The organism is Tenacibaculum aiptasiae, from assembly GCF_008806755.1.
GTDB lineage: Bacteria > Bacteroidota > Bacteroidia > Flavobacteriales > Flavobacteriaceae > Polaribacter > Polaribacter aiptasiae.
This window is the reverse complement of record NZ_WAAU01000003.1, coordinates 55,411-70,495: the sequence shown is the minus strand read 5'-3', so window position 1 is coordinate 70,495 and position 15,085 is coordinate 55,411. Positions and strand designations below refer to the sequence as shown.

The window sequence follows — 15,085 nt, the reverse complement described above, 5'->3', positions numbered from 1 at the left end:
ATCTTATTTGTATGAACGTTGTTTTAATTCAATATCGTTAAATTCTAATTCTTCTTTGTGTAAAACTGCATCAGCAGGCTCTCCTTTATATTCCCAAGCAGATACGTATGCAAAGTTTTTATCGTCACGTTTAGCTTCTCCTTTTTGAGGACCATCTAATTCTACAGATTCTTCTCTAAAGTGACCTCCACAAGATTCTGTTCTGTTTAAGGCATCTTTAGCAAATAATTCTCCTAATTCTAAGAAATCAGCAACACGACCAGCTTTTTCTAATTCTGGGTTCATTTCGTTTGCACCTCCAGGTACTGTTACATTTTTCCAGAAATCTTCACGTAAAGCTTTAATTTCTGTCATTGCTTCTTTTAAACCTTTTTCGTTACGAGCCATTCCACATTTTTCCCACATAATAACTCCCAGCTTTTTGTGGTAGTAATCTACAGAATGCTCTCCTTTATTGTTTACGAAGAAATCGATACGATCTTTAACAGCTTTTTCAGCTTCGTCAAATTCTTTAGTATCAGTAGGGATTTTTCCAGTACGAATATCTCCTGATAAATAATCACCAATTGTATAAGGTAATACAAAGTAACCATCGGCTAAGCCTTGCATTAAAGCAGAAGCTCCTAAACGGTTAGCACCGTGATCAGAGAAATTTGCTTCACCAATAGCATAACAACCATCAATAGTAGTCATTAAGTTATAATCTACCCAAATACCACCCATTGTATAGTGAGTTGCAGGATAAATCATCATTGGTGTTTTATATGGATTGTCATCAACAATCTTCTCATACATTTGGAATAAGTTTCCATATTTAGCCTCAACAATTGCTTCACCTAATTCAGTAATCTTAGCAGCTGAAGGATTTTCAATACCTTTTAATTTAGCTTGCTCTTTACCGTAACGCTCAATTGCCGATTTAAAATCTAAGTATACAGCCTCTCCAGTAGCATTTACTCCGTAACCAGCATCACAACGCTCTTTAGCAGCACGAGAAGCAACATCACGAGGTACTAAGTTACCAAATGCAGGATATCTTCTTTCTAAGTAATAATCTCTTTCTTCTTCAGACAAATCAGTTGGTTTTTTACGACCTTCTCTAATTGCCATTACATCATCCATATTCTTAGGAACCCAAATTCTACCATCATTACGTAATGATTCAGACATTAACGTTAATTTCGATTGGTAATCTCCAGAACGAGGAATACATGTTGGGTGAATTTGTGTATAACAAGGATTTGCGAAATACGCTCCTTTTTTATGAATTTTCCATGCAGCAGTAGCGTTAGATCCCATTGCGTTTGTAGATAAGAAATATACATTTCCGTATCCACCAGAAGCAATAACTACAGCATGCGCAGAATGACGCTCTATTTCACCAGTAACTAAGTTACGAGCTATAATACCACGTGCTTTTCCGTCAACAATAACTACATCTAACATTTCATGACGATTGAACATTTCAATCTTACCACGAGCTATTTGACGGTTCATTGCTGAGTAAGCACCTAATAATAACTGTTGTCCAGTTTGTCCTTTAGCATAAAAAGTACGAGATACTAATACACCTCCAAACGAACGGTTATCTAATAAACCACCATAATCACGAGCAAAAGGAACACCTTGTGCCACACACTGGTCAATAATATTAGCAGAAACTTCAGCCAAACGATATACGTTTGCTTCACGTGAACGGTAATCTCCTCCTTTTACTGTATCATAAAATAAACGGTAAAAAGAATCCCCATCACCTTGATAGTTTTTAGCAGCATTAATACCACCTTGTGCAGCAATAGAGTGTGCACGACGAGGTGAATCTTGATAAGCAAATGCTTTTACATTGTATCCTAATTCAGCTAATGTTGCTGAAGCAGAACCACCTGCTAAACCTGTACCAACTACAATTACATCTATTAAACGCTTGTTGGCAGGATTTACTAAGTCAATTTTATCTTTATAAGATGTCCATTTATCTTTTAATGGACCTTTTGGAATTTTTGAATCTAAAGTAGCCATACTTATTAGGTATTAATGATTGAAATGGTGAAATAAAGCAATGATGATGAATCCTACAGGAATACCAATTGCATAAATTTTACTAAATGTTTTCAATCCTTTAGTATATTTATTATTTGCTCCAACTGATTGAAAAGCTGAATTAAAGCCATGTAACAAGTGCATTGCTAAGAATACAAATGCAACAACATAAGCACCAACTCTAATTGGACTTAAAAACTTGTGTTGTAACTCGTGGAAATATCTAAATTCTCCATCGTGTAAACCACTCCAGTCACCTTGAATAAACTTAGTGTTGATTTCTGGAAACCAAAAATCGATAAAGTGTAAAACAACAAAAGCTAAAATAGCTGCACCAGACCAAATCATGTTTCTACTCATCCAAGTAGAATTGGCCGCACCATTATTTTTAGCATAACTTACTTTTCTTGCACTCCAGTTTTTTGCTTCTAATACAAATCCCATTACAAAGTGAAAAATTACACCAAAAATTAAGACAGGTTGCATTACGTATTGTACTAACGCATTAGTCCCCATAAAGTGGGATAACTTGTTAAATGTTGCTCCATTGTCTGGAAAAATTGAAGTAATGTTAATTGCAAAGTGCTGTAATAAGAAAAACATCAAGAAGAACGCCGAAAGTGCCATGGCAAATTTTCTTCCTATCGAAGATTTTAATAATCCCATTATTTTGTTTATTGATTATATTATAATACAAATTTAAGAGCTAAAGGCTACACGGACAAACTTTACGAATTCTTTTCTTAAATATTTAGAATGGGTTTAAATAGAGGGTGTAGTTTCTTAAAAAATAATTGATTAAATAATCTTTTCCTCTGACGAAATTATCATTTACTCAGTCTTTACGGGTTTGTTTATAGTAATTAGCAGCATAATTATTAAAAATAAATACCATGCTTAAAAAATATCCAAAACTAAAATGGACCTTAATTTCAATCCTTAGTTTAGTAATTCTTATTGTTTCTTTTGGACTTTGGTTTATAAATCTTTTACCTCTTGAAGAAATGAAAAAAGATTTAACAAAGAGTAAAGCAGAAGATATTGCTTACTTATCGCAAAATGTAATTTCTAATAGAGGGAAAATATTAGCAGTTGTTACCAGTACTAATACGATGGGGAATAGTGGAAAGAGTACAGGGTATGAATTAACTGAATTATCAAGAGCTTATTATGTTTTTAAAGCAAATGGTTTTGAAGTAGATGTAGCAAGTCCGTTAGGAGGAAAACCACCTGTAGTAATAGATAAAGATGATATGAGAGAATTTGATTATGCTTTTTTAAATGACCCAATAGCACAATATAAAACAAGTAATACAATTGCTTTAGATAATGTAATTGCTGAAGATTACGAAGCAGTATACTTTGTAGGAGGTAAGGGAGCAATGTTCGATTTTCCAAATAATAAAGCAATTCAAGAAATTGTAAAAAAAATATATCAATCAAGGAAAGTTATAGGAGCAGTTTGTCATGGTCCATCAGCATTAGTAAATGTAACTCTTGATAATGGAACCCATCTATTAGAAAATAAGACTGTAAGTAGTTTTACGAATAAAGAAGAACTGTTGTTAATACCAGATGCAGAATCAATATTTCCATTCTTATTACAAGATAAATTAGTGTCTAAGGGAGCTAAGTTTCATGAAGGAACGATGTATTTAGAAACGATAAGTCACGATAATAATTTAATTACTGGACAAAACCCATGGTCTACATGGAAACTAGCAGAAACAATGGTGAAACAATTAGGTTATACACCTAAATACAGAAAAATAACAGGAGAAGAGAACGCCGTAAAAGTTTTACAGGTATACGAAAATGAAGGATCCAAAAAAGCAAAAGAGTTAATTGATAAACTATTAATAAGTGAAAATAAATCAATAGATAGATTATTGTTAGCATCTCATAGTGTTATTGCAGGAATGAAAGGAGAAATAGGTCGTTTCTTTGGTTTACTTGGGTTAACATCTTATGCTAAAAATAAGGCTAAAAATAAATAAAAAACACTTTTGATTGTTTTTAGAAGCATAAACCTATATAGGGGTTTGTGCTTTACTTTTTAGTAAATATTTATAAATTTGATAAAAATATTCTGTTGAGTTTTTTAGAAATACTTCTTATAATTATTAGTAGTGCAGGCTTATTGCACGGAATCTTATTTGCATTTTACTTATGCTTTTTTAAAAAGAAAAAAACATTAACTAATTTATTATTAGGGTTGATTTTGATTTTTATGGCATTTAGAATAGGAAAATCGGTAATGATGAATTTTGGTGACGATTTGGAACCTATATTTATCTTTGCTGGACTTGCTTTTTTACTATTAATAGGTCCTTTTCTTAGGTGGTACACTTTAGGAATGACTAAGCCAAACTTTAAGTTTTTAAAGACTTATTTTTTAGAGTTAATTCCTTTTTTTCTCGTATTTGTAATGAGTTTTTTTATAACCAAAGAATCATTTGAAAATGATAGAATAGTTATAATTTTACTTTCAAGTGTACTTCTGTTCATTTATTTACATTTTGCTTTTTATATAGGGCTTTCATGGAAAATACTAAGAGACAAAAGAAGAGAAGTAAAAAATGAAGCACAAACAAAATCGCAAAAAGCAATATTCGATTGGTTAAAGCTAGTTGTTATAGGTTTTGTTGTTATTTGGATTTCCTACTTTTTGAACCTTATAGAAGAATCGGTTCCTTATATTATTGGTCCTATAATGTATTCAGTAATTATTTATTTTCTCAGTTATAAGGCTTTTGAGCTAAAAGCTACAGAAATAGATGGAGATGCATTTAAACTTAATAACGATTTAGTATTATTTAATCAAATATCTAAATTAATTATAGATGATGAGTTGTATTTGAAACCAGATTTAACACTTTCTAAATTAAGTAATTTAATAGGGGAGAGTACACAAAAAACATCATCGATAATTAATGAATATGGAAAACGAAATTTTAATGATTTTATTAATTATTATAGGGTAGAGGAAGCTAAAAAAATGCTGTTAGATTCTAAAAACGAAAAGTTTACCATTTCATCAATAGCGTTTGAAATAGGGTTTGGAAGCTTATCTTCTTTTAATAGTGCGTTTAAAAAGTTTGAGGGAATAACACCTTCCAATTTCAGAAAGAATAGATAGATTGTTTAATCTTTCAAGATAACATTCAAAATACCAGATAACTCTTTTGGTTTTTCTAAAGGAATCATATGACCACAATTTTTAATACTAATAAATTTTCCTTTTAAAGTATTATTAGCAGTTTTTTTGATTGCTTCTGAAGGAACCAAGGTGTCATTTTCAGCAGAAATAAATAATATTGGAATATTTAATTGAGTAATTTGTTGAGATATGTCTACTCTAGAAGAAGTAGCTTTTAACTGTTGGATTAAAACTTTTTTTCCTAAATCACTATCCATTTTTTTTATAATTCCAGTAATTTTTGGATTGCTATGATTATCTGGATGTAAAAATTGTTGAATTCTAGCTTGAGATATTCCTTTGTAGCTGTGTTTTTCTAAAAAATCAATAGTGCTTTTTCTTAATGAGATTTCCTTATCATTTAAACCATTGGTGTTTGCTGCAACAATAATTAACTTTTTAATCTTATTAGGAAAATGAATAGCAAAATTTAAAGCAGAAAACCCACCTAATGAGAAACCAACAATAGTTACAGGTGTTTCAGTTTCAATTTTTGATAGAATTATACTGTTTATGTCTTCAAAAGAGTTAGCATTACTAATGTCAATATGGATAGGATCAATGTTTTCTAAGTTAGGAAATACAAATTGCCATAAATCAGCAGTACACATAGTGCCAGAAATAAAATATACCTTTTGCATTATCTGTCAGTATTAGAGTTTACCAAACATTTATTGTTTTCCCATTTCCCGTTTAATGATTCCTGACTAATGAGTTCATTTTTACAGGTTAAGAAACGACCGTTTTTATCTTTTTTAATAATTTTTAATTTTCCAGCATGTATGGCGTTAATAATTCTGTAGATTAATCCGTTTTTAGGAGTTTTACTTCCTTTGTAAGTAAGTGACAATCCGAATTCATTATTAAACAAATCCATGGTGGTTGATATTTTATCAGGAATAACTCCGTCTTCTAGTTTTCGTTTCTTATAAGTTTTGTAATTTTCTCTTTCATGAGCTTTTCCTAGAGAGCGTGCTGCATTAAGACCTATTTTTTGTCGTAAACTAGCCATCCAAAAAGCATGACGAAAGGCGTCTACTTGTCCGCCAGAGGGATCTCCGTCTAATAAAGGAGACTTTTTAATAGAGTCAGCAATTCTATTTGCTTCACGTGAAACATCCAAAGCTTTTTTAGCTTTAAATGGATGAGATATTACCCACATCTTTTTCTGATGAGATAATTTTTTAAACTTTTTCCAGTTAGATTGTGAGAAAACAATAGAGTTTAAAAAAAGAAAAATAGATAAAAAAGTTATCTTAAAATTCAATAATAAAAATATTTAATTGTTGTGATTAATCTGTTCTTGTAATTCCACAATTTTACTTTCTAAATCATGTAATCTATCATATACATCAACAGGTTCGGGCATTTGTTTTGAGGCAAACATCGTAACGTACCAAACTTCCATTATTTCTTCAACGTTAATAGTGTAAGTAGGGTAGTTTCCGTCTTTATTATCGCTTTTTAAAATTAGCTTTCCTCGTTCTTCTATTCTGTTGATAACACGTTTAAGTACAATTCCATCATTTTTACTCACAATAATATAAACACGACCGTCTTTTATTTCGTTTAGGTTTTCAATGAATTTACCAAAAACCAAATCACCATCAAAAAAAGTACGTACCATTGAGTTTCCTTGTACCTCAAAGCACCTAAATGTGCCATTATTTAAATGTGGCATATTAAAAGAAGGTAATTGTTCAATATAGTTGGTGTCTCCATAACCAGATAAATATCCTGCTCTAGCTTGTATAGGAACATAAATTACGTTTTCATTTCCTGATGAATTTACAGAAATTACTTGTGGTACTCCAGAATATGTTTGAGTTGTAGAGGAATCCGATTTTAGCATTAAATCGCTTTTACCAAATAGATACTCAGGATTAATGTCAAATTCATCTATAATGGCTTTTAAAACATCATATCCAGGTTTAGTTCTCTTTCTAGTACCGTCTTTCTGAGGTCTTCCATTAATAATACTGTCTATAGTAGTACCTGTTACTCCAATTCTTTTAGAAAAGGAAAAGTTATTTAAATGAAAGGTATCTCTTATCGAAGTTATTTTTTCTGCTATCCCCATTTTGTTTTGTTTTTAATCATTTTACAGAATAATTAAACTTTTGTTTTGTTTTATTTGTAAAATGTTATATATTTGCATTGTAAATAAGTTGCTAATATACATAAAATCTTTAATAATCAAACATTTGTATAAAAATAGTAACTGTTTTTTAGAAGTTTTAACTTGTAATATTCATTTTTTTAAAATTTCATTCTATGATATTCAAACATTTTATTGAATGTCACTTTTCTTAAAAACTAATTAAGAAGTATTAACGTGTAGAAACTGTTAGAAGGCGAAAAAACAGTAGCTCTTGTTGAGAGCTTAATTAGAAAAACAATTAAAATTTTATTAAAAATGAGTAAACCGATTAAATCAAACCTTTTTAGGTTTGTAACATTACGTAGTCCACAATTAATTGATGATAAGGAATTAGGATTTATTTCTTTCCCAGAGGATCAAGGGTTGAGTAATAAGGCGCTAACAGCTATTGATGGAGTAACTACAGAAGCGGCGCGAAAAACTGCGTTATTAAATGCTTATAAAACAAATTTTACGCCTTTTACCACTCGATTAGATGTTAAAAAAACAGATTCTGAATTGTATAGATTTTCTCTTTGGCTTGGGAGAAATAAGTCAAACCTTTCATATGTAAGTATTACGGAAAACTTACCTAAAGATGGAGTTAGTAAGCGCATAGAGAACTTTGAAGCTGTTTTATGGGATCAATTATTTTATAATACCATAAATAAAAAATCTACTTCAGTAAGAGAAGCAATTATTCAAATACTTATTGGATATAGGTTTGTTGAAAAATTTAAAAATTTTAGACCTACTATTGTTCCTAAAGAAGGTTCTCCTATTTTTTCAAAAGAAGAAAAAGCAGAATTTGTTCGTAGAGCAAATGCAAGTGTAATTATTCCTAAAGGAATTGTTATTTCAGGTTCTAATGGAATAGGGATAAGTCAGCCAGCTTTATCAAAGGCTTCTCAAGATTATATGCAAGCAGATTTGAAAGTTGCATTAGCTAAGGATAAGATTAAAAAATATGAAACATCTTTAAAAGAATTAGAGCAAAAGGAAGTTTTATATAAGAAAGTTGAAAAAGCAAGATATGATGCAGAGGTGAAAACTTATGAGGCTTCTATAGAGCAAATTCAGCAAGATGCTACTCCTAAAATTCAAACTATTGTAGATTCAAAAACTGGGTTTCAGAAAGAGTTAAAGACTTATCCTGAATTACAGTTACCTAAGTTTGAATTTGTAAGAGGTGAAGAAGTTGTAAGAGGTGATGATTCTACCTTTTCAACAGAGACATTAGCGTTATTAAAATTAGATGAATTAAAGCAGTATGATACCTTTGGTGAAGTAAAAAGAGTTTTAAGAGATGAGATTAAAAAAGATTATCAATTCGTATATGAGAAAACACCTGAAGAAGCAAAAAAAGTAGCTATAGGGGGTGCAACTGTAACATTGGATGCTCTTAAGGGAGCTCAATTGTATTCGTATGTAGGAGCGGTTATACCTTCTTTTGTCAAAGGCGAAAGTTCTATTTCAATGAATTTAAATGTAGGTTATGCTAATGCGTATGTTACCAATGCTACTTATGGATTAAAAAAGAAAAACGGAGGTGGAGCTATTGCTAATACTAAAGTTAGAGAGCTTTCAAAAAATAAAGGCTTATTGAGTTTAAGTTTTTTTCCTGATGGTCAAATGTTAACTTCTGGCGAATATATTTTTGAAGGAGAATTAACATTAAATAATGGAGTTAAACTAAGATTTAATTCAGTTCTGTTTATTGATACTGAAAAAATAGTAAATTTCTTTTTTGGTGTTGATTATAGGTTTGTAGGGGAGTATTCAGGTGTTGCTACAAAAGTTGTTGAAAATGGAGGAGAAGGAGCCGGTTCTGGAGAAGGACAAGGTTCTGAAGTTGAAAATGAGGTTACTGAAGTTGCAGATGGTATTTTATATGGAGTGTCTCAATTAGGAATTGCAGATTTTAGACGTGTAGAACAAGAGGTGTGTTGTTATGTTCCAGGTGAAGTTTCGCATATTGAGAATATTATGGCGCGTGAGTATAAAGAGCGTTCTACTAGGAATTTAACGTCTTCAGAGCAAACAACAGAAAAAACGACAGAGAGAGAGGTTGAAAACTTAACAGATACTACTTCAACAGAGCGAAATGAGTTGCAAAGTGAAACGTCTTCTATTATTAATGAAGATACTGCAACTAGTTTTGGAGCGAATGCAAGTGTTAGTGGTGGATTTGGAGGAACAACGTTTAATGCAGGTACGAATTTTAATACATCGTCTTCTAGTTCAGCTTCAAATTCAAATTCACAGGCTCAAACTTATGCACAAGAGGTTACAGAGCGTGCTTTAGAACGTGTAGTGCAGAAAGTAAGCTCTAAGAGAACTTCTCGAATTTTAAAAGAATTTGAAGAAAATAACACACATGGTTTTGATAATAGAAAAGGAGATGAGCATGTAACAGGAGTGTACCGTTGGGTAGATAAGATTTATAAAAATAAATTAATTAACTATGGTAAACGTTTAATGTATGAGTTTGCGTTACCAGAGCCAGCTAAGTTTTTTATTGAATCTTATTTAGAAAACAAAGGAGGAGATAATGTTACAAACAAAGGATTAATTGAACCTAAAAAACCAATACATCCGAGTAAGCTTTCCAATGGAATTTCATCGGTAGAATATTTAACAGAAAAGAATTATCAGTATTTAGCATCTCAATATAACGCTGAGGTAAAATCAAGACCAGAAGAAATTACTTATGCAGGTAAATCGTTTTCAGGAATGTCTAATGGGAAAGGAGATTATGATGAGTTAATTCATGGAAGTGGAGATGTTATTATACCAGAAGGGTATCAATCGTCTTCAGCTTATGCTAGTTTTAAACTTCTCAAAGGAGATGGAGTAGGTGCTAGTGTTACTGTTGGTTCTCTCCCATTCTCAGCTTCTTTCTATGGTAGTAATGGTGTTAATACTTATAAAAGTATAGAAAAATATACTGAAAGAGTGCCTGTTTCGTATTCATGTGTAGGTTATCATGCAGCAAATATTAATGTGTCTATTAAATGTGAATTAACTGAAAAAGCATTAGAGGAATGGAGAAATGAAACTTATAAAGCTATTATGGATGCTTATAATGAGCGTTTACAAGAGTATAATGAGTTTATTGAAAATCAAAATACGAATGATGAGCCATCTGAAAAGAAAAAAGAATTAAGCTCTCAAATTAATCGTGGTATTGAAAAACGAGAGTTAAAACGTATTGCTATTGATTTAATAGCTAGAGCTCATAATCTCGTTACGTTTAGAGATAATTATAAAGAAGAAGGAAAAGTTTCGGATTCTAAACATGTAGCTAGAACTCCGGAATTTCAAAAGCACTCAGAGGTTGTTAAGTTTTTTGAGCAAGCTTTTGATTGGGAAATTATGGCCTATACTTTTTATCCATATTTTTATGGTAATGAAGATAATTGGGAAGCTAATTTTGAATATAATGAAGGTAGCGACCCTATTTTTCAAGCCTTTTTACAAAGTGGTATGGCAAGAAGTGTAGTACCAGTACGTCCTGGATTTGAAGAAGCTGTTAACTGGTACATGAAAACAGGAGAAATTTGGAATGGTCAAGGAATGGTTACCGATGTAGATGATGATTTATATATCTCAGTTGCTGAAGAGATGCAAACTATTGAAGGAGAAGTTGAAGGTACTTGGGAGACTCGTGTTCCAACTGCGTTAACTGTTCTTCAGGCAGACTCAGTAGTTTTAAATGAAGGAGGTTTGCCATGTAATCCAGATTGTGAAGGGCAAGGGTTGTTTTCGTCTAGCTCTAGTAAGATAGGTGGTTCTCCAGATGGAGTAGACTTTGATATTATTGGTCAGACCAATAATGTAGCATAAGTGTTTTAATGCACGTTTTCTTCAAGCCTCACCCGTAAAAAAATACTAAATAATTATAAGAGTGTTTGGTTCCTTTCTCTGTATTAAGCAGAGAAGGGTTGGGTGAGGTTTGTTTTTAATAAACCTTAAAAATAAAATTATGCATTCACATATATATGGTAAAAAACACTTTAAATATAAAACGAATTTTAAGAGTTTAGTGGTGTTTTCTGGTGGGTGTGGTGATTTCTATATAGAAGAGTACTTAGTTTAGTTAGGAGAAATAAAAGGGTTGAACTATGATTTTGAAAACGATTTTAACGAAGCTTTATAAGGGTTTTTGATAGATGGGTATTACCTTGTTGTAAAAACAGAAAAAAGAAATTTAAATAAAATGAAAAAATTAAAGTTAGAGTTAAGTGATGAATCAATAAAAATATCGGATTTAAATATATTTATCAATGAGTTTGATTTAAGGTTACCAGAATCTTATATTGATTTTATTTTAAAAAATAATGGAGGATACCCTAATTTGACAGCTTATGGTAATCCGTATGATGATGGTTTGATTGTGGATAGTTTTTATAGTGTTTCTCTTAGTGATTATAGATTTAATAAAGATGAGGTTGCTTTATTATCTTCTAGAGAAATAATAAGGACACATCAAATAATAGAGAAAAATATACCACCTTACTTATATCCTTTTGCAGATGATGAAGGGGGTGCTAAGTTTTGTCTTTCAATGAAAGATGAAAGTTTTGGAAAGGTTTTTTTGGTTTATTTAGATGGTACTTATGATGAACCTACTTTTATTAGTGATTCTTTTAGTAAATTTATAGAGACTCTTGAGGATGTAGAGAAATATGAAAATGATTTTTAATAAAAAGTTTTAGAGGAGTAAAATAAAAGTTACTGGGACGGTTAGTGATTGTTTTCGTTTTTAGAATTAAACAATCTAAAACTAAATGAAAATTTAAGTATAAGAAAAATGAATATAACAGATGGTATTGAAAGAGTTTCATTAAATAAGCTTGATAAGTTTGTGAAAAAGTATAATTTAAATTTACCTAATTCGTATTTAGAGTTTATTCTGCAGAATAATGGAGGGTATCCAGATAAATCGAATTTTTACTCTAAAAAAGTAGACTTAGAATTTGATTTTGATTTTTTCTATTCTATTGATTTAGATTATCAAAATAAAGATGTGTTGGATGCTTTACATGATTTGGTAACAGTTAATGAAATTATTGATAATTATCAGATTGAGGAGAGGGAATTACCTGCTTTTTTATATCCTTTCGGTCAGAACTCTGGAGGAGCAGTCTATTGTATTTCTACTAGAAAACAAGATTATGGTTTTGTCTACCTTCATTATTGGGATGGTAGTGAGTTACAATATATAACAGATTCTTTTACTAATTTTATAGATAATATTAAGTAGTTGTGTACTTGTAAACTTCAAATCTTTTAAAGAAAATGAAAAGTATGGTCTATTAACGGATGATAGACCTACGAGTCCTCCTTGAGAAAAACAATAACTTTATAAATTTAATTGTAAAAATCGTCTGAAAAGACGATTTTTATTTTCTTAAAAAAAAGTAATAAGATAAATTACAAAAGCTATGAGGTAGTTTGTCTTTTATAAAACAAAAATTGCGTGTTTTAACAAATTAATAGTAGTTATTTTAAAGGATTTTTAAACATATGTTAGTATGTTTAGATGATATTATAAATTTTTAAAAACCTTCAAGCTATGAGAAAAAATGATGGTCAAAAAAAAAGAGTATTCTATGATAGGATATTTAAAATTGCAAAGAAAAAGAACAGTGTCGATTTATCAGGATCACTATCTGTAATAAATAATAAAGCATCTAAGGAGTATTTTGATAATGAATCTTTTCAGATAACCTTTTCTACTAAAATTAAAGATGTTTCTTACAATTATACAATGCTTGTTACTGCAAATGAGTCTATTGAGAATAAAGATTTAGAAAAAATAAACTTCGAACTTGGAATTCAAATAGAAGGTTGTGGTATGTATTTCGAAGTGTTGAATTATAAACAAGATTTTTCTATACAATTTGATACTTATAAAAGTGTTTTTATAGATACTCCTTCAGTAAAAAATGGGTTGGTTTATTTTAGTAAAAACGAAACTACAAACATATTACAAAAATAATTATATTTTTACTTGTATAGTTTGTAATATGTTGTATATTTGTATTCGCTTTCTAACAGTTGATAGATTTATTAACCCTTAAAGTTAAGCAGAAACTAAAAAAGTTGATTAAACCTCTTTCGGGTACAGAAAAAGAAAAAAGAATCAAAAACTTAAAAAAGTTTTGTCTGCTAACACCAAAAATTAAACAGATGTATGAGTATAATATCAGTTGCATTATCGCAATACGGTGTAAAAGAAGTAAAAGGATCTAAAGATCACCCGCAAATTATAAATTATTTTACCTCAATGGGCTTCGACGGAGCTAAGCTAAAAGACGAGACAGCTTGGTGTAGTGCTTTTGCCAATTGGGTAGCAAAAATAGCAGGCTATGAACGTTCTAATAGATTAACAGCCAGAAGTTGGTTAACAGTAGGAACTTCTACAAGTGCTCCTAAAACGGGAGATGTAGTTGTTCTCTGGAGAGAAGACCCAAGAAGTTGGAAGGGACATGTTGGTTTCTTTATTAAAGAAACAAAACGATATGTATATATACTTGGAGGGAATCAAGGGAATAGTGTAAGTATAAAAGCATACCCTAAAAACAAAATATTGGATTATAGAAAACTAAGGAAAGATGGATAAGTTATCAAACATAATTTTTTGGTTGCTAGCTTTACTATCTCCCTTAAATGGAGTTTTAACAACAATGATGTTGCTTATTGTTGTCGATTTTATTACTGGATCGTATGCAGCAATAAAACATGCAGTTCCTATTCGGAGTATACGTTTAGGGCATACAATTTCTAAATTTTTTATTTACAATTTAGTAATTATATCGGCATATTTTTTAGAAAAGCATATTGTTAATGAAGTGCCATTTCTAAAAATAATAGCAGGGTTTATTGCTATAACAGAGATAAAATCAATTTTAGAAAATTATAACAAAATTTATGGGGTGAATCCATTTAAAGCATTACATAATTTTTTAAAACAAAGTGGGTTGCATAGTACAGTAGAGCAATTAACAGAAGAAGAGAAAAAAGTTTAGATGCTAACAGTTGTTTTTAGCAGTCTCTTTTTTATCAGAAAAATTAAAAACAGATAAAAAAGAATAAACATGAAACAAAACAAAGAAACATTAAAAAAGTATTTTGAAACAGGTGATAAGCCAACGCAACAACAGTACGCAGATTTAATTGATAGCTATATAGATAGTAAACAGCCTGAAGGTGAGGCAAATCGTAGGTTTGTAATTGATGAGACAGGAGAGGTGAGAGCTATTTCAGAAATGCCAATAAGAGAGTTTGGAGGAAATTATACAATTACTCATCTCGACGGTTTAATAACTACCGATGAAGCTTTTTCTACAACAGTAAGTATACCATTAGGATTAAAAGCAAGAAATATGCTTGTTTTTAATAGAGGAGAGGGTACAGTAACTATAGATAAAGTAGTTGGTGTTACAACGTATCCAGAAACTGTTGCATTAGGTAAAAATGAATCGGCAGATATAGTATTTGTATCCACTGACAAGTGGTACATTATAAAAAGATAATTTTTGTATCAAAAGCAATGAAAAAAGAACAAAAAGAAGCAATTACGTATTTAATTCAATGTATAGAATATGCACAAAGCAAAGGTGTTTTTAGTTTGTTAGAAGCACATAATGTATTTAACTCAATAAATGTTTTGATGCCTGTATTGGAAGAAGAATAAATAT

Annotated in this window: 15 protein-coding genes; 10 read left to right on the top strand and 5 right to left on the bottom strand. The window is 30.6% G+C overall.

The genetic code is table 11. The features are described from left to right. Positions 1–3 precede the first annotated feature (3 nt). Positions 4–2,019: a fumarate reductase/succinate dehydrogenase flavoprotein subunit gene (locus F7018_RS00360; RefSeq protein ID WP_150897992.1), complete on the bottom strand. Its 2,016-nt coding sequence runs from the start codon at positions 2,017–2,019 to the stop codon at positions 4–6. Positions 2,020–2,031: 12 nt separating this feature from the next. Then, the gene (locus F7018_RS00355; protein WP_150897991.1) at positions 2,032–2,709 is read right to left on the bottom strand and encodes a succinate dehydrogenase cytochrome b subunit; all 678 of its coding nucleotides are present in this window, start codon (positions 2,707–2,709) and stop codon (positions 2,032–2,034) included. 224 nt (positions 2,710–2,933) lie between these two features. Here F7018_RS00355 and F7018_RS00350 point away from each other — a divergent pair, with 224 nt between their 5' ends. Then, entirely contained in the window at positions 2,934–4,037 is a 1,104-nt protein-coding gene (locus F7018_RS00350) for a type 1 glutamine amidotransferase domain-containing protein (RefSeq protein ID WP_150897990.1), read from the top strand. A 233-nt stretch (positions 4,038–4,270) separates the two neighbouring features. After that, positions 4,271–5,179 carry a helix-turn-helix domain-containing protein gene (locus tag F7018_RS00345; RefSeq protein WP_150897989.1) on the top strand — a complete coding sequence of 303 codons (909 nt, stop codon included), beginning with the start codon at positions 4,271–4,273 and terminating at the stop codon, positions 5,177–5,179. Positions 5,180–5,184: 5 nt separating this feature from the next. On the opposite strand, the gene F7018_RS00340 is transcribed toward F7018_RS00345, so the two are convergent. Genes F7018_RS00340 through F7018_RS00330 form a run of 3 tightly spaced genes read right to left on the bottom strand, consistent with a single transcriptional unit; the run spans position 5,185 to position 7,319 of the window. After that, on the bottom strand, positions 5,185–5,880 hold the full coding sequence (locus F7018_RS00340) for an alpha/beta fold hydrolase (RefSeq protein WP_150897988.1): 696 nt from the start codon (positions 5,878–5,880) through the stop codon (positions 5,185–5,187). After that, the gene (locus F7018_RS00335) at positions 5,880–6,506 is read right to left on the bottom strand and encodes a DUF6973 domain-containing protein (protein WP_246175013.1); all 627 of its coding nucleotides are present in this window, start codon (positions 6,504–6,506) and stop codon (positions 5,880–5,882) included. Before F7018_RS00335 ends, F7018_RS00340 begins: the two co-directional genes overlap by 1 nt. Positions 6,507–6,518: 12 nt before the next feature. Then, positions 6,519–7,319, bottom strand: coding sequence for an XRE family transcriptional regulator (locus F7018_RS00330; protein ID WP_150897987.1), 801 nt, complete (start codon positions 7,317–7,319; stop codon positions 6,519–6,521). Positions 7,320–7,655: 336 nt separating this feature from the next. Between F7018_RS00330 and F7018_RS00325 the strand changes: the two genes are divergently transcribed. The 8 genes from F7018_RS00325 to F7018_RS18215 all read left to right on the top strand — a co-directional run bounded on the left by F7018_RS00325 (position 7,656) and on the right by F7018_RS18215 (position 15,081). Next, positions 7,656–11,225, top strand: coding sequence for a hypothetical protein (locus F7018_RS00325; RefSeq protein ID WP_150897986.1), 3,570 nt, complete (start codon positions 7,656–7,658; stop codon positions 11,223–11,225). Between the two features lie 373 nt (positions 11,226–11,598). Beyond that, positions 11,599–12,084, top strand: coding sequence for an SMI1/KNR4 family protein (locus tag F7018_RS00320; protein WP_150897985.1), 486 nt, complete (start codon positions 11,599–11,601; stop codon positions 12,082–12,084). 108 nt (positions 12,085–12,192) lie between these two features. Then, complete coding sequence (locus F7018_RS00315) at positions 12,193–12,645, top strand: SMI1/KNR4 family protein (protein WP_150897984.1); 453 nt, start codon at positions 12,193–12,195, stop codon at positions 12,643–12,645. 312 nt (positions 12,646–12,957) lie between these two features. After that, the gene (locus F7018_RS00310; protein WP_150897983.1) at positions 12,958–13,383 is read left to right on the top strand and encodes a hypothetical protein; all 426 of its coding nucleotides are present in this window, start codon (positions 12,958–12,960) and stop codon (positions 13,381–13,383) included. Between the two features lie 195 nt (positions 13,384–13,578). Continuing rightward, positions 13,579–14,007, top strand: a complete 429-nt coding sequence (locus F7018_RS00305; RefSeq protein WP_150897982.1) for a TIGR02594 family protein — start codon at positions 13,579–13,581, stop codon at positions 14,005–14,007. Then, the gene (locus F7018_RS00300) at positions 14,000–14,413 is read left to right on the top strand and encodes a phage holin family protein (protein WP_150897981.1); all 414 of its coding nucleotides are present in this window, start codon (positions 14,000–14,002) and stop codon (positions 14,411–14,413) included. Before F7018_RS00305 ends, F7018_RS00300 begins: the two co-directional genes overlap by 8 nt. A 69-nt stretch (positions 14,414–14,482) precedes the next feature. Continuing rightward, entirely contained in the window at positions 14,483–14,920 is a 438-nt protein-coding gene (locus F7018_RS00295; RefSeq protein ID WP_150897980.1) for a hypothetical protein, read from the top strand. Between the two features lie 17 nt (positions 14,921–14,937). Continuing rightward, positions 14,938–15,081 carry a hypothetical protein gene (locus F7018_RS18215; RefSeq protein ID WP_175578594.1) on the top strand — a complete coding sequence of 48 codons (144 nt, stop codon included), beginning with the start codon at positions 14,938–14,940 and terminating at the stop codon, positions 15,079–15,081. Positions 15,082–15,085: the final 4 nt, after the last annotated feature.

Excerpts from the sequence above, each read along its gene's own strand:
- F7018_RS18215 (WP_175578594.1), top strand. The coding sequence starts at position 14,938 with ATGAAAAAAGAACAAAAAGAAGCAATTACGTATTTAATTCAATGTATA.
- F7018_RS00360 (WP_150897992.1), bottom strand. The coding sequence starts at position 2,019 with ATGGCTACTTTAGATTCAAAAATTCCAAAAGGTCCATTAAAAGATAAA.
- F7018_RS00310 (WP_150897983.1), top strand. The coding sequence starts at position 12,958 with ATGAGAAAAAATGATGGTCAAAAAAAAAGAGTATTCTATGATAGGATA.
- F7018_RS00345 (WP_150897989.1), top strand. The coding sequence starts at position 4,271 with ATGGCATTTAGAATAGGAAAATCGGTAATGATGAATTTTGGTGACGAT.
- F7018_RS00340 (WP_150897988.1), bottom strand. The coding sequence starts at position 5,880 with ATGCAAAAGGTATATTTTATTTCTGGCACTATGTGTACTGCTGATTTA.
- F7018_RS00325 (WP_150897986.1), top strand. The coding sequence starts at position 7,656 with ATGAGTAAACCGATTAAATCAAACCTTTTTAGGTTTGTAACATTACGT.
- F7018_RS00320 (WP_150897985.1), top strand. The coding sequence starts at position 11,599 with ATGAAAAAATTAAAGTTAGAGTTAAGTGATGAATCAATAAAAATATCG.
- F7018_RS00330 (WP_150897987.1), bottom strand. The coding sequence starts at position 7,319 with ATGGGGATAGCAGAAAAAATAACTTCGATAAGAGATACCTTTCATTTA.
- F7018_RS00305 (WP_150897982.1), top strand. The coding sequence starts at position 13,579 with ATGAGTATAATATCAGTTGCATTATCGCAATACGGTGTAAAAGAAGTA.
- F7018_RS00350 (WP_150897990.1), top strand. The coding sequence starts at position 2,934 with ATGCTTAAAAAATATCCAAAACTAAAATGGACCTTAATTTCAATCCTT.
- F7018_RS00300 (WP_150897981.1), top strand. The coding sequence starts at position 14,000 with ATGGATAAGTTATCAAACATAATTTTTTGGTTGCTAGCTTTACTATCT.
- F7018_RS00315 (WP_150897984.1), top strand. The coding sequence starts at position 12,193 with ATGAATATAACAGATGGTATTGAAAGAGTTTCATTAAATAAGCTTGAT.
- F7018_RS00295 (WP_150897980.1), top strand. The coding sequence starts at position 14,483 with ATGAAACAAAACAAAGAAACATTAAAAAAGTATTTTGAAACAGGTGAT.